Source organism: Streptomyces sp. NPDC016640 (assembly GCF_043076215.1).
In the GTDB taxonomy this organism is placed as follows: domain Bacteria; phylum Actinomycetota; class Actinomycetes; order Streptomycetales; family Streptomycetaceae; genus Streptomyces.
The window spans coordinates 1-22,164 of sequence record NZ_JBIBRG010000004.1 but is presented as its reverse complement, the minus strand read 5'-3'; the positions used below and the strand labels follow the sequence as shown (position 1 = coordinate 22,164).

Sequence of the window (22,164 nt, the reverse complement as noted above, 5' to 3'; positions counted from 1 at the left end):
TGCAATGGAGAGTGCCATGCAGGGGACCCCGTCACCGCAGCAGCGGACCGCCGCCACCTACCCGCCCACCGCGCGCACCGTCCCCACCCGCTCCCCCGGCCGGGCCTCGTACGACAGGGAACTGGTGCACGCGATACTCGACGAGGGCTACGTCTGCCACCTCGGCTTCGTCCGGGACGGCGCCCCGGTGGTGCTGCCCACGCTGTACGGCCGGGTCGGCGAGCGTCTCTACGTGCACGGTTCCACCGGCTCGCGGCCGCTGCGGGCGGCAGGCCGGGCCGCCCCGGGCCTCCCGGTCTGCCTGACCGTCACCCACGTCGACGGGCTGGTGCTGGCCCGCTCCGCCTTCCACCACTCGGTGAACTACCGCTCCGTGGTGGTGCACGGCCCGGCGTACGACGTGACCGACCCCGGGGAGAAGCGGCGGGCGCTGGACGCGCTGGTCGACCATGTCGTGCCGGGGCGCGCCGCCGACTCACGGCCGGCCGACAAGAAGGAACTGGCCGCCACCGCGGTGATCCGCCTCGACCTGAACGAGGTCTCCGCCAAGCTCCGCACCGGCGGGGTCAACGACGAACCCGAAGACCTGTCCCTGCCCCACTGGGCGGGCGTCCTCCCGCTGCGCAAGGGCTACGACGCCCCGCTCCCCGACCCCGGCCTGGCCCCCGGCACCGCGTTCCCCGGCTATCTGGCGGCCCTGTGACGCCGGTACGCCCCCGGGGACCCGGGAACGCGCCCCGTGAGGACCTGCTGCGGCGGCCGGCCGTGCTCCACCGCGGGCGGCGCGCGGGCCACGCCACGAGGTGACGGACGCGCACCGGCCGGTGACGGGGCCCCTCCCCGCGGAAGGGCCCCGCACGGCCGCGCCGAGACGGCATTCGACACGTGTTCTCTCCGCAGATGCACGCACCACGCGCGCTCGCGCGGGTGCGGAAGTGTGGGAAGGGACCCCGGACCGGGCCCGGGCGGGGCCGGATCGACGGGAGCCGCGGACTTCGTCCGCGGGCAGCACCGTTACGCCCGGCGACGTGCCGGGCGGATGACCGGAAGGCCCGCCTCAGGCGGCCGGAGGCGGAAGAACGAGTGCGCGCGCGTGCATGACCGGCACCCTATGCGGCCGTTCCCGGCGTGGACAGCTCCCGTTCGGGGCCGCCGCTCGCCACCGGCTCCTCCAAGCCCTTGGCCGGCGCCGAGGACTGGGCGATGAAGGCGCCCGCCAGGACGACCACGCCGCCCACGATCTGCGGCGCCGACAGACGCTCGCCGAGCAGGACCCAGGCCAGCACGGTGGCGATGACCGCCTCGAGACAGGCCACGACACCCGCGACCTGGGGTGAGAGCCGGCGGACCGCGATCACCCCGCTGACGTACGCGACGACCGTGGCGACGAGGACGATCCAGGCCAGCAGGGCGAGGGCGGCGACCGGGGTGCCGTCCATCTCGGCACTGCCCGTGAGCACGGTCCGGTCCATGGACCAGGGGCGGGCGACGACGGTCAGGACGGCGGCGCCGATCAGCAGTCCGTAGGCGATCACGCCGAGCGGGTCGGGCGCCTCGTCGCCGTCGCCGCCCTGGTCGGAGAGGACGAAGTAGCCGACCTGGCAGCAGGCGGCGCCGAGGGCGAGCAGCAGTCCCAGGGCGTCGAAGCCGAGGCCCGACCACACCTCCACGACGCAGGCGAGCCCGCCGACCGCCAGGACCACGCCGACCGCGGCGGCACGGGTCACCGGCCTCCGCTGCACGAACCGCACCCAGCCGAGGACGAGCGCGGGTGCCAGGTACTCCACCAGCAGCGCGACCCCGACGGGGATGCGGGAGAGCGCGGCGAAGTAGCAGGCCTGGACGCCGGCCACGGCGAGCAGGCCGAAGCCGGCGAGCAGCCCCGGCCTGCGGCGCAGCAGTCCCCGGTGGCGCACCGCCAGCGGCAGCATGACGAGCGCGGCGCCCGCCACGCGCAGCCACACGACGTGGAGCGGGTCGAGACCCGCCTCGATCAGCGGCTTCGCCGCGACACCGGATCCCCCGAAGGCCATCGCGGACAGCAGCGCGAGACCGAGACCCACGCCCTTGCGACGGTCGCTCCGGGTAGTGACAGAGGTAGGCACCGGCACATGATGACAGGCGCCGACAGGAGCGTCACCCCTTATGGCACCTGTCTCACCGGCTGGACGGCGCCCCCCTCCGCCACCGGTGCCCCGGTGAGCGGATCGCCGTGCCCGGCGGCGTACTCACGGGCCGGGGCACCGAGCCGGGCGAACAGGTCGCGCGGATCGAACCCGGCCCGTTCGAGCACCTCGGCGGCGCGCGCCTGCGGGTCCGCGAGGATGGCTGCGAGCAGGTCGGTGCCGCGGGCCGGTCCGCGGCCGCGGCGGGCGGCGCGCTCGCGGGCGTGCTCCATGCAGCCCGCGGCCAGCGGTGAGAAACCCGCCGCCCTCGTCCCCGCGGGGACACTGCCGGAGTCCTCGACCGTGCTCTGCCAGCGCAGGCCGTAGCCGATGCTGCGCTGCACCAGATAGCCGAGCAGGCGCGCGAGCCCCGGGCCGTCACCGAAGACGGCCCTCACGTCCTCGTCGGATTCCAGCAGTGAGTGCAGCAGGTGGACGGTGTCGATCTGGCGGTCCCCGTCCCGGACCGCCCTTCGCCGGGCACCGGTGACCACCGCTGCCAGTTCGTCGCCGAGCCCGGCATCGCCGTCCGCGCGGCGGATGCCCTGCTCCGGCAGCTCCTGGGCCGACTGCCGGGGGATACGGGGTTGCACGTCCCCACCCCATCAGTCACGGCGGCCCGGGGCATCCCCGCCGGGGAGCATCTCGGCGTCCCACGGGAAGTGGACGCCCCGGGCCGGAATCTCCTCCTTGCGAAGGAGATCAGGGTGTTCCCTCGCGCACGGCGCGCGGCGCCTTCGAGCGGGAGTCCCCTTCGTGCCGGGGACCTGCTCCCTGGCGGGCCTTGCGCACCTGGGTGGTGCCGGCGTCCAGGGGGGCGCCGTCGGCGCCGGCCGGCACCATCTCCGGCACAGGGGTGCCGTGCCGGTCGACGAGGGTGGAGTGGGTCTCGCCGGGGGCGAAGGCATGCCGTTCTCCCCACTGCCGCAGGGTGAGGATGACGGGGAAGAGGGCGCGGCCGGCGTCGGTGAGCACGTATTCCCGGCGGCGGCCCGATGGCGCGGTGCGCTGGGCGAGGAGCCCGTGAGCGGTGAGCTTGCGGAGGCGGTCGGTGAGGATGTTGCGGGCGATGCCGGTGCGCCGCTGGAACTCGGTGAACGATCGTGCCCCGTCCATCGCGTCGCGGACGACGAGAAGGCTCCACCTGTCGCCGACGAGGTCGAGCGTGCGGGCGACGGGACAGTCGGGGTCGGTCCAGTCGGGGTCCGGGGCGCCCATGGTGATGCGGGACATGACACCTCCTGATGAGTTGCGGATTGAAACCAGCATGCCGTACGGTGCGAATTGGTTGCAATCTGCTACTGATTGGGGTTGGGGTGCGATGGACGCATGGCGGCGATTACTGCTCGCGGTGGTGTGCGGTGTCGCTGTGGCGAGCATCTATGCCGCGCAGCCGGTTCTGGGCCCGATGGGACGCGATCTCGGTGTGCCGGCGGACCTCACGGGGTGGATCGTCGCGACCGGCCAGTTCGGCTATCTGGCGGGGCTGGTGCTGCTGGTGCCGCTCGGCGATGTGGCCGACAGGCCCCGACTCGTCGCCGTGCACCTGGTGATCACCGCAGCGGGCATGATCCTGACGGCCTCGGCGTCAGCCGCCTGGATGGCGTTCGTGGGGCTCGCGGCGGCCGGGGTGTTCGCGGTCGTGGTGCAGACCACGGTGGCCTACGCCGCCTCGGTCTCGCCGCCTGCCGAACGCGGACGGAACATCGGCGTCGTGACCTCGGGCGTCGTGGCCGGCATCCTGGGCGCGCGGGTCGTCACCGGCACGCTCGCCGAGGTGTGGGGCTGGCGGAGCGTCTACGCCGTGCTCGCGGTGCTCTCACTCGCCCTCGCAGCCCTCGTCCTCGTGGCACTGCCGCCGGAGGAGCGCCCCGACCCGCCTGCGGGGTACGGACAGGTCGTCGTCTCACTCGGCGGACTGTTCGGGCAGCGCGTCTTCCTGACGCGCGGGCTCATCGCGTTCTTCTCGTTCGCCTCGTTCGGAACCCTGTGGAGCGGACTGTCCCTGCCGCTGGCGGACACGCCGTGGCGGCTGAGCGAGAGCCTGATCGGACTGTTCGGCCTCGCCGGACTCGCCGGCGCACTCGGCGCGGCACGCGCGGGACGGTGGGCGGACACAGGACGGGCGGCCCCGGTCACCGGCCTCGCGCTCACCCTGCTCGTCCTCTCGTGGGCGGCGATCGCGCAGCTGCCGTGGTCACTGTGGCTCCTCGTCGCCGGAATCGTGGTTCTCGACTTCGCGGTCCAGGCCGTCCACGTCAGCAACCAGCACCTGCTCACCGCCGCGCGTCCGGATCGCGTCAGCAGCGTCATCGGCGGCTACATGGTCTTCTACTCACTCGGCTCCGCCCTCGGCGCGACCGCGACCACCGCGGTCTTCACCGCCTGCGGCTGGGCCGGCTCCAGTCTCCTCGGGGCCGGATTCGCGGCCTGCGCGCTGGCCGTCTGGGCGGCCGACAGGCACTCCCGCCTCGACCATTGACCCCCTGTCCGCGGAACGGGTCCAGGACGCGGGGCACCTGGAGAGGACTGGTGACGCCGGGAAGGGACCAGCCCGGACCGGAGCGGGTCTCCAGGGGGCGGCGCGGACAGGCGGCAGGACCCGGAGTGGCACCTGCTCCACGGCGGACCTGTGGTTTTCCCCAGGAGGAGAACTGAAGGGGGCAGGCTGTCCGGGACCCGCCGCCCACCGGCAGCCTTGGTCCATGCCCGTATTCCACAGATCACATCGATCGCATCGGTCACTGCTGCTCCTGCTGGGGCTGACGCTCGCGGTCTGCACGCTGCCGGCCGCCGCCCCGCCGGCGCACGCGAACGCGATGACCACCACCGGTCCGGTGCGCGAACTGGCGCGCGTCACGGAGCCGCTGCGCTCCACGCGGGCCGGCGCCCTCGACGGCGATCTGCGCCCGCTCGGCCGCATGATCGGCTCGGCGAGGATCGTCGGGCTGGGTGAGGCCACGCACAGCTCCCGGCAGTTCTTCACGATGAAGCACCGCGTCTTCCGGTACCTCGTCGAGGAGAAGGGCTTCACCACCTTCGCGCTGGAGGCGCCCTGGTCCACCGGCCTGGTCCTCAACGAGTACGTGCTGTACGGGAAGGGCGACCCGGAGAAGCTCATGCGGGAGGAACTCCAGAGCTCGTACCGGATATGGAACACCCGCGAGTACCTCGATCTGCTGAGGTGGATGCGCGCCCACAACATCCGCCACCCCGACCGCCCCGTGCAGTTCATGGGTGAGGACAACGGCTACGCGGGACCTGGGCTCTTCGACGAGGTCACGGACTATGTGTCCGCACACCACCCGGAGTTGCTGCCGGAGTTCCACCGCCTTTACCGCGGGCTCCGGCCGACGGGGAGCGTGGAGGAGACCGTCGCCGAGAACCTGGCCAGGCCCGTCGCCGAGCGCAAGCGGACGGCCGCGGACGTGCGGCGCGCCTACGAACTGCTCCGGACGCAGGGACCGGACGGGGACCGGCAGGCGTACGAGTGGGTCCTCCAGCACGCCCGGGCCATCTCCCAGACCGGCACCCTCTACTCGTACTACGACTTCTCCGACCCGGAGAGGATCGCTCGGGCCATGCTCTACCGCGACCGCGTCATGGCGGAAAACACTGTGTGGTGGCAGCGGCACACCGGCCACCGGATGCTGTTGTCGGCCCACAACGGCCATGTCTCCTACGAGTCCGACAACCCTGAGCAGTATCCGAAGACCCAGGGGGAGTTCATACGCCGGGCGGTCGGGGCCGAGTACGTGAACATCGGCTTCTCCTTCGGGCGGGGCTCGTTCAACGCGATGGATCTGACGGATCCTGAGCAGCCCTACCGCCGCTTCTCCGTGGAGCCGCTGGGCGCGGGCAGCAACGAGGAAGTGCTGGAGCGGGTCTCGCGCCGGGACTACTACATCGATCTGCGGGCCGTGCCGGGGCCGGCGCGGGACTGGCTCATGGCGAAGCGGCCGACCCGCTCCATCGGGAACGCCTGGCCGGAGCACCCCTACCAGATCTCGCTCGGGCGCCATTTCGACGTACTGGTGCACCTCCGTCGCGTCACGGCCGCGGATCTCCTGTCAACGGCCCGGGACTGAGAGTCCCGGGCCTGCACAACGGCCGTCGCGGCCGGCCGGAGGCGTCGACGAGTTCCCGGGTCGTTTCCCCGGCGATGTCCACACGCACGCCCATGCGGGGAGCCCGTCCGTCGCCGTGCGGCCGGGCCCGCCGCGCCCGGAGCCGTCGGCTCAGGTCACCGGTCCCGAGACGGGAGGTGACGGGTCGTAGGCGCCGTCCCGCGTGATGTCGCGCAGGCACACCGCGGCGGTGAACACGTCGTGGTGGGTGGTGTAGAGGGCGTTGACGCCGAAGCGCAGGAGATCGGGTGCCCGCATGTCCGCGATCACGCCGCGTTCCGTGAGGGCGTGCGCGAGTCCGTGGGCATGGGGGTGGCGCAGCGCGACCTGGCTGCCGCGCCGGTCCGGGTCGGCCGGGGTCACCGAGGTGAAGCCCAGGGGCGTCAGCAGGTCGTCCGCACAGCGCAGGAAGAACGCGGTCAGGGAGAGGCTCTTGGCCCGGACCCGGGTCAGGTCGACGCCGTCGAAGGCGGTGAGCGCCGCTTCGAGGGCGAGCAGGGACAGGATCGGCGGGGTGCCGATGCGGGCGCGGGAGATGCCGGGGGCGGGGGTGTAGTCGCGGCTCAGGCCGAACGGGTCGGCGTGGCCGTTCCAGCCGGTCAGCGGTGTCTTGAGCGAGGCGTGGTGGCGCCGGGCCACGTACAGGTAGGCGGGGGCGCCGGGCCCGCCGGAGAGGAACTTGTAGCCGCAGCCGACGGCGAGGTCCACGCCGAGGTCGTCGACGCGCAGGGGCAGCGCCCCGGCGGCGTGGCACAGGTCCCACAGGACGAGGGCGCCGGCGCGGTGGGCGGCCCGGGTCAGCGCCTCCATGTCGTACAGCTCGCCGGTGCGGAAGTCGACGGGCGAGTAGCTGACGACGGCGACCCGGTCCCCCTCGGCCTCCAGGAACGCCGTCAGGCCGTCCGGCGGCACCCGCCGCACCTCGAGGCCCCGCTGCCCGGCGACCGCGTCGGCCAGGTACCGGTCGGTGGGGAAGTGCCCGGGGTCGGTGACCAGCAGCGGCCGGTCCGGGCGGAGCGCGGCGGCGGCGCTGAGCGCGGTGAACAGCTGCACGCTGGTGGAGTCCCCCGCCACCGTCTGCCCCGGCGCGGCCCCGATGAGCGCGCCGACGGCGTCGCCCACCCGCAGGGGCGCCTCCCACCAGCCGTTGCCGTTCCACGAACCGATCAGATCGGTGCCCCACTGGCGGTGCACCGCGTCGGTGAGGGCCGGGGGCACGGCGGCGGGCAGCGGGCCGAGGGAGTTGCCGTCGAGGTAGACGACGCCCTCCGGGAGCAGGAACCTCTCCCGGAGCGGGGCCAGGGCGTCGTCGGCGTCGAGCCGTGCGGCCCGTTCCCGCAGTGCGGTCGACGCGCTGTCCGTGGTGTACGCGGTCCGTACGGACGGGGCGGTGGTCATCGGCGCGCGGTCTCCTCGTCCGGACGGCCGGTCCGCGCCGGGGCGAAGGCGGCCGACATCTCCCGCAGGGTGTCGGCGACCGCGCGGGCGCCGGGCGCGTCCGGTTCGATCAGGGTGTAGTGGCCGGTGCCGGGCAGGACGACCGTCCTGAGGTCCCGGTGGACGGCCGCGTAGTCGGTGAACTGGGTGAGCGGGACCTCCTCGTCGACGGCCCCGTGCAGCAGCACGGTGGGCACCCCGGTGGTGCCGGCGCCGCGGAGCAGGGTCAGCGGGTCGACCTCGGGCAGCCGCCGCTCGAACGGTTCCTGCCCGCCCAGGAGCTGGAGGGCAGCGCCGTCGCTGAGGTCGTCCCGCCGGGTGGCGGTGAGGTCGGTGATCGGCGCGAGGGCCAGCACGCCCGTCGGCAGGGCGGAGGTGTGCCAGCGCGAGCCGGGCGGCAGCAGGGCCCGGGCGGCGCACCACAGTGCCAGGTGGCCGCCGGAGCAGTGGCCCGCGAGCACGTAAGGCCGCCCCTCGGGCAGGGTGTCCACGATCCGGGCGACGTCGTCGAAGGTCTCGGGGTAGCCGCCCGCGCCGCCGGAGCGGCGGAAACCGGGCAGCAGGACGTCGAAGCCCTGCCGGGAGAGCCAGGCCGCGAACGGCGTCAGGTGCATCCGGTCGTAGCGCCAGTAGCCGCCGTGCAGCAGGATCACCAGCGGGGCGTCCGGCTCCCCGGCCGGCCAGGCGTCGTAGGCCTGGTGGGGGTGGTCCCCGTAGCGGCCGTGCACCGGTGCCAGCACCGGCTTCAGGCTCAGGACGCGCTTCTCCTCCTCGGCCGCGAAGGCCGAAATGGTCCTAGACGTCACCGCGCACCTCCCACAGTTCCGGGAAGACCGGACGGGCCGCCCGCTGCTCCAGCCAGGCGAGGCCCGCCGAGCCGGCGCTGCCGGGCTTGGACCCCATGGCGCGGCGCACCACCAGGACGTGCTCGAAACGCCATCGGGTGACGAGTTCGGCGATGTCGGTGAGCAGTTCGCCCAGCGCCAGGTGCGGGTGGTGCTGCGGTCCGGCGTAGACGCGCCGCCAGACCTCCACCACCCCGGGGTCGGAGGTGTACGGGCTCGTGACGTCCCGTTCCCGGACGTGCTCCGGGACGGGCAGTCCCTGCCGGTGCAGATAGGCCAGCACCTCGTCGTACAGGGAGGGTTCGCGGTAGGTCTCGGCGAGGGCCTCGTGGACGGCCCGGTCGCCCCGGTGGCCGCGCAGGAGCCGGGCGGACTTGTCGCCGAGGAGGAACTCCAGGTGCCGGTACATCGCCGACTGGAACCCCGACGCCTGGCCGAACGCGGCGCGGAAGCCGTTGAACTGGGCGGGCGTCAGCGCGGCGATGGGCGCCCAGGCGCCGTTGAGCGCGGTCAGCGCCCGGCGGCTGCGGACCAGCGCGTCCATCGCCGCGTGCGGCTCGTCCTTCACGAAGGCCGTCCGTGCCGTGCGCCATTCGTGCACGATCAGGGTGAACCACAGCTCCATCACCTGGGTGGTGACGAGGAACCCCATCTCGTCCGGGGCCTCGGTGAGCGGGTGCTGCAGGGAGTTCAGGACGGACGCGTGCACGTACGTGTCGTAGGGGCTCGCGCCCTGGAAGGGCTGGGTCAGGGAGTCGTCCGTCACCGGATCGGCGAGAGCGGACGTGCTGTTGTTCATCGCATCTCCTAGTGCTGCGGCCGGGAGGCGGGCGTCACACGCCGAGGTGGACACCGCCGGAGGCGTCGATCCACTGGCCGGTCACCCAGCGGGCGTCGTCGCTCGCGACGAAGGAGACGACGTCGGCGATGTCCGCCGGGGCTCCGAGCCGGCCGAACACGGAGGCCTCGGAGTACCTCCGGCGGATCTCCGGGACGGCGAGCGTGGGGTTGATCTCCGTCTCGGTGTAACCGGGCGCGACGGTGTTCACCGTGATGCCCCGGGGACCCAGCTCCTGGGCCAGGGACAGGGAGAGGTAGTCGAGGGCGGCCTTGGTCATGGTGTAGGAGACGATCGCCGGGAAGGCGACGCGGGTCGCGACGGAGGAGATGTTGACGATCCTGCCGCCGTCGCGCAGCCGGCCCAGGCCTCGCTGGATGATGAAGAACGGCGCCTTGGTGTTGATGGCGAACACCCGGTCGAAGTCGGCCTCGGTCACGTCGGCGATGGTGCGCGGGACGGTGATGCCCGCGTTGTTGACGAGGATGTCCAGGCCGGCTTCCGCACCCTCGGCGGCCAGGGCGCGGTCGAAGGCCGACCACAGGGTGTCGGCGTCGCCGGGCACGCCGAGTTCGGCGTGGACGGCGAACGCGCGGCCGCCGTCGGCCTCGATCTCCTTGACCGTCTGTTCGGCGGCCTCCTGGTTGTGTCCGTAGTGGACGGCCACCAGGGCGCCCTCACGGGCGAGACGGCGGCTGATGGCCCTGCCGATGCCTCGGCTGCCTCCGGTGACCAGGGCGGTCTTCCCCTCGTGGCGCGCGGTGGTGCTCAACGTCGGTCTCCTTAGCGGGATCGCTGCGTGGGTGGGTGGGGTGCGTGGGGGTGCGTGGCCGCGGGGGGGGCGGGTCACGCGTCGAAGTCGAGGGCGAGTTCGGCGGTGCTCGGCCGGGCGCGGCAGACGAGGGTGTAGCCGGCGGCGCGGTCCTGCCGGTCGAGGGCGTGCTGGCCGCTCGCCGTCACCTGCCCGGACAGGACCTTGGCGCGGCAGCTGCCGCACACGCCCTCGCGGCAGGCGTACGGCACGTCGGGGTCGGCCCGCAGCAGCGCGTCGAGGACCGACGGGTCCTGCGGCAGGACCGTGGCGACGCGGCGGCGCCCGGCGAGCAGCGCGGTGACGCGGGTCCCCTCGGGCGGTGACGACGGCGCCGGGGACGGTCCGGCCGCCCCCGGTGTCGCCTGCGGCGGGGCGGCCGAGGTGAACAGCTCCCAGCGGACCAGCGCGGGGTCGGCTCCCCCGTCCGCCAGGACCGCCCGGGCGGTGGCGACCAGACCGGGGGGACCGCACAGGGCGTAGGCGGTGTCCGGTGCGGGCCGGGCGTCCAGGGCGGTGAGCAGGCGGGGCAGGCTCGCGGCGTCGAGCCGTCCGCCGAAGGGGCCGTCCCCGTGTCCGTGGTCCTCCCGGGTGATCACGTACGAGATGGTGAACCGGTCGACGAACGCGTCCTTCAGCTCGGCCAGTTCGTCGGCCAGCAGGGCGTCCGCAGAGGTGGGCACCGAGTGGACGAGGGAGACCCGGCAGGCCGGGTCCCGGCGCAGCGCGTCGGCGGCCATCGCGGCGAGCGGGGTGATGCCGGAGCCGCCCGCGAGCAGGACGTGGTGGGCGCCGGGCAGTTCCGGCAGGGCGAACGAACCGGTGGGCGGGGAGAGTTCGAGGCGGTCGCCGACCGCGAGGGAGGTCGTGGCGTGGGCGCCGAAGCCGTCGGGTGCGCCGCGCTTGATCACCAGGCGCAGCGCCGTCGGGTCGTGCGGCGGCGGGCACACGGAGTAGCTGCGGCGCAGTTCCCCCTCGGGGCGGCGGTGCCGGACGACGACGTGCCGGCCGGGCCGGTGCGTGAAGACCTCGCGCAGTGCGTCGGGCACGGCCAGGCCGACGGCCACGGCGTCGGCGGTGAGGCGGCGCACCTCGGTGACCTCCAGCGCGTGCCAGCCGGTCCGCCGGGGGCGGTCGGTGCGCGGCGGGCGGAGGGCGGCGGGCGGGGTGGCGGCGGTGTTCACGGTCTGCCTCACAGCGCGGTCAGGTGGGGGAAGGGCTCGCGGCACGCCGTGCACCACAGCATCGACTGGCAGCGGGACGGCCCGAAGGGGCTGTGCGGCCGGGTGGCGCGCGAGCCGCAGTGCGGGCAGGGCACCCCGCCCACCTCGACGGCGACCGGGCCGTCCGGGGCCGGGGACACGGGCGGGGCGATGCCGTGCGCGAGGAGCGTGCGCCGGCCCTCGGGGGTGATGCGGTCCGTCGTCCAGGGCGGGGACAGGACCTGCCGTACGCGGCCGTCGGGGTGACCGCAGGCGGCCAGGACGTCCCGCACCGCCGAGGTGATCGCGGCCATGCCGGGGCAGCCCAGATAGGTGGGGGTGATCTCCACCTCGATGACCCCGTCGGCGCCCGCGGCGACCGAGCGCACCACACCGAGATCGCCCAGGCCGATCACCGGCAGCTCCGGGTCCGGGACGGCCGCCACCCGCTCCCGCACCTCCTCCACGGAGCGGCGGGCGGCGGTCGGCGTGGACCCGGTCACCAGGTGCCTCCGGGGAACTGGCGGTGCACCGACTGCAGTTCGGCGATCAGCGGGCCGAACTCCTCGGTGTGCAGGCCGTCGCGACCGCCCCGGGCCCGCCAGGAGGGGGCGGGCACGGTGAGTCCGGCGCGGGTCACCACGTCGGCGACGCGGCGTTCCCACTCCGGGCGCAGCGGGGCCGGCGAGGGCACCGTGCCCGACGCGGCCAGGCGCCGCACCACGTCGTCCTCGTCGAACAGTTCGCCGGTGTACGGCCAGACCCGCTCCAGGCCCTGCTGCATCCGGCGGGCGCTCTCCGCCGTGCCGAGGCCCAGCCGCAGGGTCCAGCGGTCGGCGTGCAGCCGGTGGAAGGCGACCTCCTTGGCGGCGCGCGTGCCGAAGGCGGCGAGTTCGGCGTCGGCGCAGCCGGCCAGCGCCTCGTAGCGGAGGACCGCGTAGTGGGTGTACGCGAGCTGCCGGGCGACGGTCACCGCGAAGTCACCGTTCGGCAGTTCCGTCAGCAGGGCGTTGGTGAACTCGCGGTCCGGGCGGGTGAAGGCGAGGTCGTCCTCGGTGCGGCCGGTTCCGTCCAGCAGACCGCCGCGGGTGAGCAGGGCGCGGGCGTGGCCGATCAGGTCGAGGGCGATGTTGGACAGCGCCAGGTCCTCCTCGATGGTCGGCGCGCGCGTGATCCACTGGCACAGCCGCTGCCCGAGGACGAGGGCGTCGTCGCCGAGGCGCAGCAGGAGGGCGGCGAGATCGGCGTCGCCCGGGGCGGGTGCGCCGCCGCCGGCCGCGTCCGCCGCGGGCGGTTCGCCCGTCACGGCGCGCGCCGGGGCGTCACTCGTGGTCGTCACCTTCGGTGCCTTTCTCGGTCAGCGGCGCGAAGTGCTCCGGGTACCGGTACGGCTTGTGGCGGGCGCCCGCGAAGTACGGGTCGCGTTCGTCCGGGGAGGCCGCGTGCACGGCGTCGGAGCGGACCACCCACAGCGACAGCGGATCGCCCCGGCGCGCGTACAGGTCCCGGGCCAGGGCCAGCGCCCCGTCCGGGTCGGCCGCGCGCACCGAACCGACGTGCTGGTGGGACAGGCCGCGGCGGGCCCGCAGGAACACCTCCCAGGACGCCGGCGCGCCCTCTCGTGCCCGGCTCACGCGGCCACCTCCGAGGCGTCGTCCGCAGGCGCGGCGTACGCGGCGGCCGCCTCCGGAACCTCGTCCGCACGGGCGGCGTACGCGGTGGCCGCCGCCCGCACCCAGGCGCCGTCCTCGTGCGCGGCCCGGCGGTGCGCGAGCCGCTGCCGCGCCCAGTGCGTCTCGTCGCCCAGCGCCTCGCGGTACACCTCCCAGTCGACCGGGGTGAAGTCGTAGTGGCCGCGCTCCTCGTTCCAGCGGATGGCCGGGTCGGGCAGCGTCAGGCCGAGGCGTTCGGCCTGCGGCACGCACTGGTCGACGAAGCGCTGCCGCAGCTCGTCGTTGGTGTGGCGCTTGATCCCCCAGGCCATCGCGCGGCGGGAGACCGCGGCGCCCAGCGCGGCGGTCCGCGCGTCGGCGCCGCCCGCCTCGGTGTCGGGCGGGCCGAACATCAGCGCCACGGCCGGCAGCCACCAGCGGTTCACCGCGTCCTGCGCCATCGCCTTCTGCTCCGGCGTCCCCTCGCACAACGCGCGCATCAGGTCGTAGCCCTGCCGCACGTGGAAGGCCTCCTCCTGGCAGACGCGGCGCATCGCGCGGGCGTACGGCCCGTAGGAGGTGCGGCACAGGGGCGCCTGGTTGATGACGGCGGCGCCGTCCGTCAGCCAGGCGATGGCTCCGGTGTCCGCCCAGGTCAGCGCGGGGTGGTTGAAGGTGGCCGAGGCGCGCTGCTGTCCGCGGTGCAGGGCGTCGAGCAGGTCCGCGCGGTCCACGCCGAGGGTCTCGGCGGCGGAGTACAGGTACAGGCCGTGGCCGGCCTCGTCCTGGACCTTGGCGATGAGCACCGACTTGCGGTGCAGCGAGGGGGCCCTGGTGAGCCAGGCGCCCTCCGGCTGCATGCCGATGATCTCGGAGTGGGCGTGCTGGGCGATCTGACGGATCAGCATGCGCCGGTACCCGTCGGGCATCCAGTCGCGCGGTTCGACCGTCCCGCCCTCGGCGAGGAGCGCGTCGAAGTGCGCGAGCAGCCCGTCGCCGTCCGCGGGCGCGGCGGTGGTGGCCGGTGCGCTCACGCGGCACCGTCCGTACGACCGGTGTCCCGTGCGGCGGTGCGGCCGAGCGGGCGGCGTCCCGCTGTCCGGACCCGTACCGGATGCCTGGGCACTCGCATCACTCCTTCGGCTTCGGCCCGTCCGCGCCCGGCTCGTGGCGGGGCGCTGCGGAGCGGGTCCTCTCGTCAGCGGGTGTTCTCGTTGCGGTAAGAGGCCGGGCGCGGGCCCCGGCTATCCCCGCCGCGGCGGCCCGTCCGCGTGACAAAGCTCACGCGGTGCCCCGGGGAGTGCGACCGGCGCCGCCCGCCTCTTGTGGGGTGACAGTCGAGACCCGCACCGCGGCCGGCACGCGCCGGGACGAAAGGGGAAACCATGAGCACCATCCGGGAGTTGCTGGTCGAGCTCACCGGCACGGCCGAGTACGCGGACGGCGTCGGCGACGACGTCGACCTCGCCGCCAGCGGTATCGACTCGGGCGACCTGGTGCGCCTCGTCCTGCTCGTGGAGCAGCGGCTCGGGGTGGAGATCAGCGCCGAGGACATGGAGCACCTGCACACCATCGCCGACTACGAGCGCTTCGTGGCCGAACGCTCCGTCGCCGGTGCCACCGGTGGTGCGTGATGTGGCTGACCCAGCTGCTGGAGCGCAACCGCCAGTGCTTCCCCGGCCGGACCGCGCTGGTGGACGAGGCACGGTCGGTGACCTGGGCCGAGTTCCACGACCGTACGGTCGAGCTGGCGCGGGGACTGGCCGAGCTGGGCATCGAGCGGGGTGACCGGGTCGCCGTGCTCTCCAAGGACCGCATCGAGGTCATGGAGAGCTACTTCGCGCTCGCCCGGCTCGGCGCGCTGTTCGTGCCGCTGAACCACAGTCTGGCCGTGCCCGAGGTCGCCGGGATCGTCGAGCGCGTCGGGGCGGTGGCCGTCCTCGGCGAGTCGGAACTGCTGGACCGGCACCCCGAGCTGCCGGCCTCGGTGCGCACCCGGGTGGCGCTGGACAAGCCCGCCTTCCGGGCGCTCGGCACCACGGCCGGCGAGCGGGAGCTGCCCCGCGTGGCCGACACCGACCCGATCGCCGTGCTGCACACCTCGGCGACCACCGGGCAGGCCAAGGGCGTCACCGTCGACAGCGGCTCGTTCCGGGCCATCGCCCTGGGCTGGCTGGTGATGGCCCGGCCCACCGACGACATCGTCCTGGTCAACTGCTGCCCGCTGTACCACGGCAGCATGGTGGTGTCGCTGACCTACATGGCGGCCGGCGCCACGGTGGTGCTGATGCCGGGCTTCACCCCGCAGCGTGCGCTGTCCGCGGTGGAGCGGCACCGTGCGACGCACCTGTGGATGGTGCCGCAGATGCTGCGGTTCATGCTCCAGGCGAAGGGCTCGCACCGCACCGACCTGTCCTCGCTGCGGGAGATCCTGTACGGCGCCGCCCCGATGCCGCTCGACGTGTACGCGGAGGCGGTGGAGCGGCTCGGCTGCGGTTTCCGCCAGGTGTACGGGATGACCGAGGTCGGCGGGCCCTTCGTCACGCTCGGCCCCGACGAACACCCCGCGCCCGGGGACGTCGCCGCCCGCATCCCCTGCGGGCGTGTGGTGCCGGGCATGTCCGCCCGCGCGGTGGGCGAGGGCGGCCGGGAGCTGCCGTGCGGTGAGATCGGCGAGATCGTGGTGCGCGGACCGGGTGTCATGCAGGGCTACTGGAACGACCCGGAGGCCACCCGCGAGATCACCCTCGACGGCTGGATCAGAACGGGTGACCTGGGGTTCGTCGACGACGAGGGGCGCATCCACCTCGTGGACCGCACCAAGGACGTCATCATCCGGGCGGGCCAGAACGTCTACCCCTCGGAGATCGAGCGCGCCCTGATGAGCCATCCGGCGGTCCGGGACGCCGCGGTCGTCGGGATGCCCGACGAGGACTACGGCGAGGTGCCCCTGGCGTACGTCACCCTGGAGCCGGACACCGACACGGGTGCGCGGGAGCTGCTGGGGCACGTCGCGGGACTGCTCGCGCCGTACAAGCGCCCGCGCCGGGTGGAGTTCATCGAGCAGGTGCCGCGCAACCCGGCCGGCAAGATCGTCAAGAAGCTGCTGCGCGTCTGACGCCGCCCGGCGGTGCGGGATACGGGGGGCCGGCGGCCGGCCGGCCCCCCGCGCGAACCGGCCGGCCGCCGTGTCCCCACGGCGGCCGGCCGGTTCCGTTTCTTCTCCCGGCGGCCCGATGCGACGGCCGGTTCCGTCTTTCTCCCGGCGCCCGGCGCGAAGGGGGGCGGGGCGCCCGGCCCCACCCCCCTTCGCCGCCGCGCGCTGCTCACGCCCGCGCGTTGACCAGCGCCGCCATGTTGCCCGCCGGGTGGCGGTTGTCGTGGATGAGCTGGTGGGCCAGGCCGATCTCGTCGAAGGCGAACGTCCGTGACAGGCACGGGTCGACGACCCCCTGGTCGATCAGCCGGGTCACCTCCCGCGCCTCGCGGGCGGAGGCGACGTGCGAGCCCTGCAGTCGCTTCTGCCGCATCCACAGGAAGCGCAGGTCGACGTCGCCGTTGTAGCCGGTGGTGCCGCCGCAGATGACGACCATGCCGCCGTTGTCGCACAGGTACATCGAGGTCGGGATGGTGTCCGCGCCCGAGTGCTCCAGCACGATGCGCGGGCTGCGGCGCTCGCCGAGCACCTCCCAGAAGCGCCGGCCGAAGGCCCGGGCGCCGGTCAGCCAGCGGCGCATCGCCGCGTCGTCGGAGGTGTCCGGCATGCGTCCCCAGTGGTCGAACTCCCGGCGGTCGATCCAGCCCTCGGCGCCGAGCTTGAGGCAGAACTCGCCGCGCTCCTCGCTGGAGACGACCGCCACCGGGATGCCGCCCACGTGCCGGACGAGCTGGATGGCGATGCAGCCCAGTCCGCCGGCACCGCCCCAGATCAGCACCGGGTCCCCGGGGCGCACCGTGTGCGGCTCCCAGCCGAACAGCTGCCGGTAGGCGGTGGCGGCGGTCGCCATGTAGCAGGCCGCCTCGGCCCAGGACAGCCGGGCCGGTTTCGGGTGCAGCATGTAGTCGTCGACGACCGCGAACTGCGCGAAGGAGCCGTAGTTCTCCTCGTAGCCCCACACCCGCTGGCTGGTGGAGAAGGCGGGGTCGGCGCCGAGGCGGATGTCCTCGGCCGACTCGTCCCAGCGGCTGGCGAGGACGACGACCTCGTCACCGAGCCGCACCCCGCGCACGTCCTCGCCGACCGCCCACACGATGCCGGACAGGTCGGAGCCGCCGATGTGGAAGTCCTCGGTGGCGCCCGCCTTCCGGCGTGCGGCGATCACGTCGAGCGGTGAACCCAGGGCCGCCCAGACGTTGTTGTAGTTGATGCCGGCCGCCATCACCTTCACGGCGACCTGTCCGCGGCCGACCGGTGGGACGTCGACGACCTCGGTGCGGAAGGCGTCGACGGGCTGCCCGTAGCGCTCCTGCCGGATGAGCGAGGCGTACATCTTCTTCGGGACGGTGCCGAGCTCGGGCGCGTCGCCGAGCTCGTAGAGGTCCTCGGTCGCGGTCACGTGGCGTCTCCTGAACGGTCGGGGCGTACTCGGTGGGCCGGGGGGAGGCGGAACGGGGCGGTTCGCCGCGACGGGTCAGCCGACGCGTCCACGCAGGGCCTTGGCGACCGCCGCGCCGATGCGGGCGATCGGCTCGGGTTCGGTCATCTCGTAGTGGCCGCAGGGCACCCGGTGGTCGTGGAGGGTGCCGTCGACGTGCGGCCGCCAGGCGTCGGCCTTGTCCGGCAGCACCGCCAGGTCACCCGGGAAGTCCGTGGCCTCCTCCTGGGCCGCGCTGAAGAACAGCACGTCACCGCGGAAGACGCCGGGCGCGAACTGCGGTGCGATGCGCAGGTTGTTGCGCATGACGGCGGCGATGGCGGCCGCTTCCTCGCGGGTGACCGGCGAGGAGGCGGGGTCGGCGGCGACCCGGGCGCCGATGCGGTCGAGGACGGAGTCCACGTCCGCCGCCCCGGGCTCGGGCTGCAGACCGGCCACCCGCGACAGCAGGGCCGCCACCTGGCGTTCGACCGCTTCCGGGTCGTGCGGGGTGCCGTGCGGCTGGGGGGCGTCGAGCATGGCGAGGAGTTCGACCCGCTCGCCGTTCTCCTGCAGCGCGCAGGCCATGGCGTGCGCCACGAATCCGCCGTACGACCAGCCCAGCAGCCGGTACGGTCCGTGCGGCTGCACCTGCCGCAGCAGGTCCAGGTACGCGGTGACCATGGCGTCGGCGTCCGCGGCGGGCGGCCGGGTGCCGTCGAGGCCGACGGCCTGGATGCCGTAGACGGGCTGGTCGCCGCCCAGGTGGGGCAGCAGGCCCGTGTAGCGCCAGGACACGCCCGCCCCGGGGTGGACGCAGAACAGGGGGGTGGCGGTGCCCTCGGCGCGCAGCGGCAGCAGCGGGCCGAGCGCGGTGGGGGCGGCGCCCGGCGCTCCCGGGTCCTCCGCCTCGGCCGCCGCGAGGATCCCGGCCACCGTGGGCGCGGCCAGCAGCTTCGCGGCCGGTACGTCGAGGACGCCGGCCTGGCGCAGCCGGCCGGCCAGCAGCACGGCGCGCATCGAGTCGCCGCCGAGGTCGAAGAAGTTGTCGTGCACGCCGATGCCGCCGATGCCGAGGGTCTCCTCCCACAGGCCGGCCACCGCCTGCTCGCGTGCGGTGCGCGGCGGCACGAGCTCCGTGGTCAGCCGGGGCCGCGGGGCGAGGGCCGCGACCGGTGCCGTGGCGGCCGGGGTGTCCGGCGCGGCGGGGTCGGTGCGGGCGCCGGGGGCGTCGATCCAGTGGCGGTGCCGCTCGAAGGCGTACGGCGGGAGCGGGACCCGCCCGGGCGTGCCCGGCACCGGCGGGAGGGCGGCGTCCACGCCCGCGCTCCACAGCCGGCCGAGCGCCTCGGCGAGGACGAAGCCGTCGGACGCCTCGGCCTTGGCGTGCCGCATCGTGGTCACCGTCACCGGCGTCTCGTCGGCGAGCCGGCCGGTGGCCAGCTTGGTGAGCGTGTCCCCCGGCCCGATCTCCACGAGGACGGGGCGCGTGCGCTCCCACAGCGCGGCGATGCCGTCGGCGAACCGCACGGTGTTCCTGGTGTGGTCGATCCAGTGCCGTACGGAGGTGGCCTGCGCGTCGGTGACCCAGGTGCCGGTGACGTTGGTGACGTACGGGATGCGCGGCGGGCGCAGCGTCACCGTGCGCAGATGGCCCTCGAAGGTGTCCAGGACCGGGTCCAGGACGTGGGAGTGCGCGGCGACGGGGATGCGCAGCCGGCGGAACGGGACGCCGCGGCGGGTGAGTTCGGCCTCCAGACGCTCGACCGCGTCGAGGTGTCCGGCGACGGTGCACGCGGTGGGGCCGTTGACGGCGGCCAGGGACAGGTCGTCGCCGAGCAGCCCGCTCACGTCCTCGGCGGGGGCGGCCACACCGACGGTGGCGCCGCCCGCGGAGCTGATCAGCCGGATGCGTTCGGTGACCAGGGGCAGCATGTCCTCCAGGTCGATGACGCCGGCCAGGCAGGCCGCCGTGTACTCGCCGAGCGAGTGGCCGATGAGCGCGTCCGGGCGTACACCCGCCTCCATGAGCGTGCGGGCCAGGGCGTACTCGGTGACCACCAGGCCGAGGAACGCGGCGGTGTCGTCGGGGTGTCGCTCCTCGAAGAGGGCGGTGCGCACGTCGGCGCCGAGCGCGGGACGCAGGATGCGGGCGCACTCGTCGACGGTGTCCCGGTAGACGGCGTGGTCGCGGTAGAGCTCGGCGCCCATGCCGGCGTACTGGGTGCCGCCGCCCGGCAGCAGGAACGCCACGCGGGCGGGTTCGCCGTCGGCCGGCGGTGTACCGGGGGCGGCGGCACGCAGGGCGTCCAGGGCCTCCTCGCGCGAGGCCGCCGTGACGGTGAGGCGGTGGCGCAGCGCGGGCCGGTCCGTGCGCAGCGAGTGGGCGACGTCGTCCAGGCGCAGTTCCGGCCGCCGCTCGAGGTGGCGGGCGAGGGCTTCGGCCTGGCCGCGCAGCGCGCCGGCCGTGCGCGCGGACAGCGGCAGCACCAGACGGCGGCCCTCCGCCGCCGGGCGGGGGGCCGCGGGGGCGGTGGGCGGTGCCTCCTCGAGGATGACGTGGGCGTTGGTGCCCCCGATGCCGAAGGCGCTGACGGCGGCCCTGCGGGGGTGGCCGCCCTCGGGCCAGTCCTCCAGTGCGGTGGGTACGCGGAACGGGCCGGAGGCGAAGTCGATGAGCGGGTTGGGCCGGTCGAAGTGGAGGCTCGGCGGGATCTGCCGGTGCTCCAGGGTCAGGACCGCCTTGATGAGTCCGGCGATGCCGGCGGCCGCCCCCAGGTGGCCGATGTTGGTCTTCACCGAGCCGAGGGCGCAGAAGCCGCGCCGTCCGGTGCTCTGCCGGAACGCCTCGGTCAGCGCGGCCACTTCGATGGGGTCGCCGAGCTTGGTGGCGGTCCCGTGCGCCTCGATCAGGCCGATGGTTTCGGCGTCGACCATGGCCTGGGCCTGCGCGGCGAGGATGACCTCGGTCTGCCCGGCGGCGCTGGGCGCGCTGAAGCCGACCTTGCGCCGCCCGTCGTTGTTGACGGCGCTGCCGCGGATGACGGCGCGGATGTGGTCGCCGTCCTCGAGGGCGTCCTCCAGGCGCTTGAGCACCACGGCCCCGACGCCGTCGCCGGAGGAGGTGCCGGCGGCGTCGGCCGAGAACGCCCGGCAGTGCCCGTCGGGCGAGAAGGGCCCGTCGGGCACGTGCCGGTAGCCCAGCATGGCCGAGGGGTTGAGGGAGACGGCGGCGGCGAGCGCGGTGTCGCACCGGTAGTCCAGCAGGTCCTGGCAGGCGGTGTGCACGGCGACGAGCGCGGTGGAGCAGGCCGTCTGCAGGGACACGCTGGGGCCGGTGAGGCCCAGTTCGTAGGAGATACGGGTGGCGAGGGTGCCCAGGGAGTTGGCGGTGGCCGCGTGGACGAGAGCCACCGAGCCGGGCTGCCCGGCGTGGCGCGGGTACACGTGGGCGGGGTAGTAGCGGCTGTCGCCGCTGCCCGCGTACACGCCGAACGTGCCGTTCGTGCCGGACTCGCCCAGGCAGCCGGCGTCCTCCAGGGCGTGGTAGGCCGTCTCCAGCAGCAGCCGCTGCTGCGGGTCGACGACGGCGGCCTCGGCGGGGCTGTACCCGAAGAAGCCGGCGTCGAAGCGGTCCATCCCCTCGACGACCGACGCCACGCGGATGAGCGAGGGGTCGTCGAGGTCGCGGGGGTGGCCGCCCGCGGCGAGGAACTCCTCGTCGGTGATCGGTCGCATCGACTCCCGGCCGGCCGCCAGGTTGTCCCAGAAGGCGTCCAGGTCGTCGGCGCCGGGGAAGCGGCCCGCCATGCCGATCACTGCGACGGCGGGTGCCTGCTCGTCCTGCGGCTCGGTGGTGTCATGCATGGCGTGGGCCCCTCTCGTGCCGTGCGGTGCGGCGGGCGCGGGCCGCGCGCTGCCGCTGTGCTTGTTCCTTGGCTCGGTCCATGCCGTTCGGCGCGGACTCGGCGGACCGTCGCGCGGGGCCGGCGGCCCCCTGTCCGGTGGGCTCCGGGGGTGCCCCGGCCGGTGCCGGGCCCGGCGACGGCTCGGTTCCCGGCGTGGGGCCGGTCCGCGTGGACAGGTGGCGGGCCAGGTCCCGCACGGTGGGGTGTGCGAACAGGTCGACGACCGTGAGGTCGGTGCCGAAGGCGGTGTTGACGGCGTTCTGGGCGGTGATGAGCAGCAGGGAGTTGCCGCCCAGGTCGAAGAAGTTCTCGTCCCGGTCCACCCGGTCGCGGTCCAGGACGGTGCACCACACCTGGGCGAGGCGGTTTTCCAGGTGGTGGGGGTCCTCGCCGGGGTGTGTGGGGTCGTGGGGTGGGGTGGTGCCGGCTGAGCGCAGTATCCAGGTGTCGGGCAGGCCCGCGGCGCGGGCGGCGTCGGCGGCCGCGCGGTGCAGGGCGCCCAGGTCGGTGCCGTCCTGCAGGCCGACGCGGGCGGCCGGGCGGCGCAGGGCGCGCAGGGGGGCGGTGACGTGGCTGCGGATCCAGGGGGCGGTGCGGTCGGCGCC

The 22,164-nt window shown here is 74.4% G+C and carries 20 protein-coding genes; 5 read left to right on the top strand and 15 right to left on the bottom strand.

Annotated elements, in window-relative coordinates:
* The first annotated feature begins 16 nt into the window (after positions 1-16).
* Positions 17-703 (top strand): pyridoxamine 5'-phosphate oxidase family protein, encoded by a 687-nt coding sequence (locus ACF07S_RS09415; protein WP_391964302.1) that lies wholly within the window; start codon positions 17-19, stop codon positions 701-703.
* A gap of 406 nt (positions 704-1,109) precedes the next feature.
* Here the strand turns inward: ACF07S_RS09415 and ACF07S_RS09410 are convergent, their stop codons facing one another.
* From ACF07S_RS09410 to ACF07S_RS09400, 3 genes are all read right to left on the bottom strand, one after another.
* Entirely contained in the window at positions 1,110-2,111 is a 1,002-nt protein-coding gene (locus ACF07S_RS09410; protein WP_391964303.1) for a DMT family transporter, read from the bottom strand.
* Between the two features lie 32 nt (positions 2,112-2,143).
* A complete protein-coding gene (locus ACF07S_RS09405; protein ID WP_391973829.1) occupies positions 2,144-2,758 on the bottom strand; it encodes a Clp protease N-terminal domain-containing protein in 615 nt (204 codons plus the stop codon).
* Between the two features lie 109 nt (positions 2,759-2,867).
* The gene (locus ACF07S_RS09400; protein ID WP_391964305.1) at positions 2,868-3,398 is read right to left on the bottom strand and encodes a winged helix-turn-helix transcriptional regulator; all 531 of its coding nucleotides are present in this window, start codon (positions 3,396-3,398) and stop codon (positions 2,868-2,870) included.
* Positions 3,399-3,486: 88 nt separating this feature from the next.
* Between ACF07S_RS09400 and ACF07S_RS09395 the strand changes: the two genes are divergently transcribed.
* Positions 3,487-4,647: an MFS transporter gene (locus ACF07S_RS09395; protein ID WP_391973828.1), complete on the top strand. Its 1,161-nt coding sequence runs from the start codon at positions 3,487-3,489 to the stop codon at positions 4,645-4,647.
* A gap of 223 nt (positions 4,648-4,870) precedes the next feature.
* Positions 4,871-6,253: an erythromycin esterase family protein gene (locus tag ACF07S_RS09390; protein WP_391973827.1), complete on the top strand. Its 1,383-nt coding sequence runs from the start codon at positions 4,871-4,873 to the stop codon at positions 6,251-6,253.
* A gap of 150 nt (positions 6,254-6,403) precedes the next feature.
* On the opposite strand, the gene ACF07S_RS09385 is transcribed toward ACF07S_RS09390, so the two are convergent.
* The 9 genes from ACF07S_RS09385 to paaA form a co-directional block, all read right to left on the bottom strand.
* Positions 6,404-7,690: a kynureninase gene (locus ACF07S_RS09385; protein WP_391964308.1), complete on the bottom strand. Its 1,287-nt coding sequence runs from the start codon at positions 7,688-7,690 to the stop codon at positions 6,404-6,406.
* Positions 7,687-8,535: an alpha/beta hydrolase family protein gene (locus ACF07S_RS09380; protein ID WP_391964309.1), complete on the bottom strand. Its 849-nt coding sequence runs from the start codon at positions 8,533-8,535 to the stop codon at positions 7,687-7,689. Before ACF07S_RS09380 ends, ACF07S_RS09385 begins: the two co-directional genes overlap by 4 nt.
* Positions 8,525-9,373: a tryptophan 2,3-dioxygenase gene (locus ACF07S_RS09375; RefSeq protein WP_391964310.1), complete on the bottom strand. Its 849-nt coding sequence runs from the start codon at positions 9,371-9,373 to the stop codon at positions 8,525-8,527. The genes ACF07S_RS09380 and ACF07S_RS09375 overlap by 11 nt, the downstream gene beginning before the upstream one ends.
* Positions 9,374-9,407: 34 nt before the next feature.
* Positions 9,408-10,184, bottom strand: coding sequence for an SDR family oxidoreductase (locus ACF07S_RS09370; protein ID WP_391964311.1), 777 nt, complete (start codon positions 10,182-10,184; stop codon positions 9,408-9,410).
* Positions 10,185-10,258: 74 nt separating this feature from the next.
* Positions 10,259-11,407, bottom strand: a complete 1,149-nt coding sequence (locus ACF07S_RS09365) for a 2Fe-2S iron-sulfur cluster-binding protein (protein WP_391973826.1) — start codon at positions 11,405-11,407, stop codon at positions 10,259-10,261.
* An 8-nt stretch (positions 11,408-11,415) separates the two neighbouring features.
* Entirely contained in the window at positions 11,416-11,928 is a 513-nt protein-coding gene (paaD, locus tag ACF07S_RS09360; RefSeq protein ID WP_391964313.1) for a 1,2-phenylacetyl-CoA epoxidase subunit PaaD, read from the bottom strand.
* Positions 11,925-12,764, bottom strand: a complete 840-nt coding sequence (paaC, locus tag ACF07S_RS09355; RefSeq protein ID WP_391964314.1) for a 1,2-phenylacetyl-CoA epoxidase subunit PaaC — start codon at positions 12,762-12,764, stop codon at positions 11,925-11,927. The genes paaD and paaC overlap by 4 nt, the downstream gene beginning before the upstream one ends.
* Positions 12,748-13,059, bottom strand: a complete 312-nt coding sequence (gene paaB / locus ACF07S_RS09350; protein WP_391964315.1) for a 1,2-phenylacetyl-CoA epoxidase subunit PaaB — start codon at positions 13,057-13,059, stop codon at positions 12,748-12,750. The genes paaC and paaB overlap by 17 nt, the downstream gene beginning before the upstream one ends.
* On the bottom strand, positions 13,056-14,111 hold the full coding sequence (gene paaA, locus ACF07S_RS09345) for a 1,2-phenylacetyl-CoA epoxidase subunit PaaA (RefSeq protein WP_391973825.1): 1,056 nt from the start codon (positions 14,109-14,111) through the stop codon (positions 13,056-13,058). The genes paaB and paaA overlap by 4 nt, the downstream gene beginning before the upstream one ends.
* A gap of 351 nt (positions 14,112-14,462) precedes the next feature.
* Between paaA and ACF07S_RS09340 the strand changes: the two genes are divergently transcribed.
* Together ACF07S_RS09340 and ACF07S_RS09335 are read left to right on the top strand one after the other, a co-directional pair.
* Positions 14,463-14,711, top strand: a complete 249-nt coding sequence (locus ACF07S_RS09340) for an acyl carrier protein (RefSeq protein ID WP_391964317.1) — start codon at positions 14,463-14,465, stop codon at positions 14,709-14,711.
* Positions 14,711-16,195: a class I adenylate-forming enzyme family protein gene (locus tag ACF07S_RS09335; RefSeq protein ID WP_391964318.1), complete on the top strand. Its 1,485-nt coding sequence runs from the start codon at positions 14,711-14,713 to the stop codon at positions 16,193-16,195. The genes ACF07S_RS09340 and ACF07S_RS09335 overlap by 1 nt, the downstream gene beginning before the upstream one ends.
* Positions 16,196-16,403: 208 nt before the next feature.
* Here ACF07S_RS09335 and ccrA read toward each other — a convergent pair whose 3' ends face one another.
* The 3 genes from ccrA to ACF07S_RS09320 all read right to left on the bottom strand — a co-directional run.
* Positions 16,404-17,633, bottom strand: coding sequence for a crotonyl-CoA carboxylase/reductase (gene ccrA, locus ACF07S_RS09330; RefSeq protein WP_391964319.1), 1,230 nt, complete (start codon positions 17,631-17,633; stop codon positions 16,404-16,406).
* 75 nt (positions 17,634-17,708) lie between these two features.
* The gene (locus tag ACF07S_RS09325) at positions 17,709-21,518 is read right to left on the bottom strand and encodes a type I polyketide synthase (RefSeq protein ID WP_391973824.1); all 3,810 of its coding nucleotides are present in this window, start codon (positions 21,516-21,518) and stop codon (positions 17,709-17,711) included.
* The coding region (locus tag ACF07S_RS09320; RefSeq protein WP_391973823.1) for an acyl carrier protein at positions 21,511-22,164 on the bottom strand (654 nt) is incomplete at its 5' end. The genes ACF07S_RS09320 and ACF07S_RS09325, both read right to left, overlap by 8 nt.

Coding starts and splice junctions, on each gene's coding strand:
- ACF07S_RS09415 (WP_391964302.1), top strand. CDS start 17: ATGCAGGGGACCCCGTCACCGCAGCAGCGGACCGCCGCCACCTACCCG.
- ACF07S_RS09340 (WP_391964317.1), top strand. CDS start 14,463: ATGAGCACCATCCGGGAGTTGCTGGTCGAGCTCACCGGCACGGCCGAG.
- ACF07S_RS09335 (WP_391964318.1), top strand. CDS start 14,711: ATGTGGCTGACCCAGCTGCTGGAGCGCAACCGCCAGTGCTTCCCCGGC.
- ACF07S_RS09400 (WP_391964305.1), bottom strand. CDS start 3,398: ATGTCCCGCATCACCATGGGCGCCCCGGACCCCGACTGGACCGACCCC.
- ACF07S_RS09375 (WP_391964310.1), bottom strand. CDS start 9,373: ATGAACAACAGCACGTCCGCTCTCGCCGATCCGGTGACGGACGACTCC.
- ACF07S_RS09325 (WP_391973824.1), bottom strand. CDS start 21,518: ATGCATGACACCACCGAGCCGCAGGACGAGCAGGCACCCGCCGTCGCA.
- ACF07S_RS09390 (WP_391973827.1), top strand. CDS start 4,871: ATGCCCGTATTCCACAGATCACATCGATCGCATCGGTCACTGCTGCTC.
- ACF07S_RS09385 (WP_391964308.1), bottom strand. CDS start 7,690: ATGACCACCGCCCCGTCCGTACGGACCGCGTACACCACGGACAGCGCG.
- ACF07S_RS09395 (WP_391973828.1), top strand. CDS start 3,487: ATGGACGCATGGCGGCGATTACTGCTCGCGGTGGTGTGCGGTGTCGCT.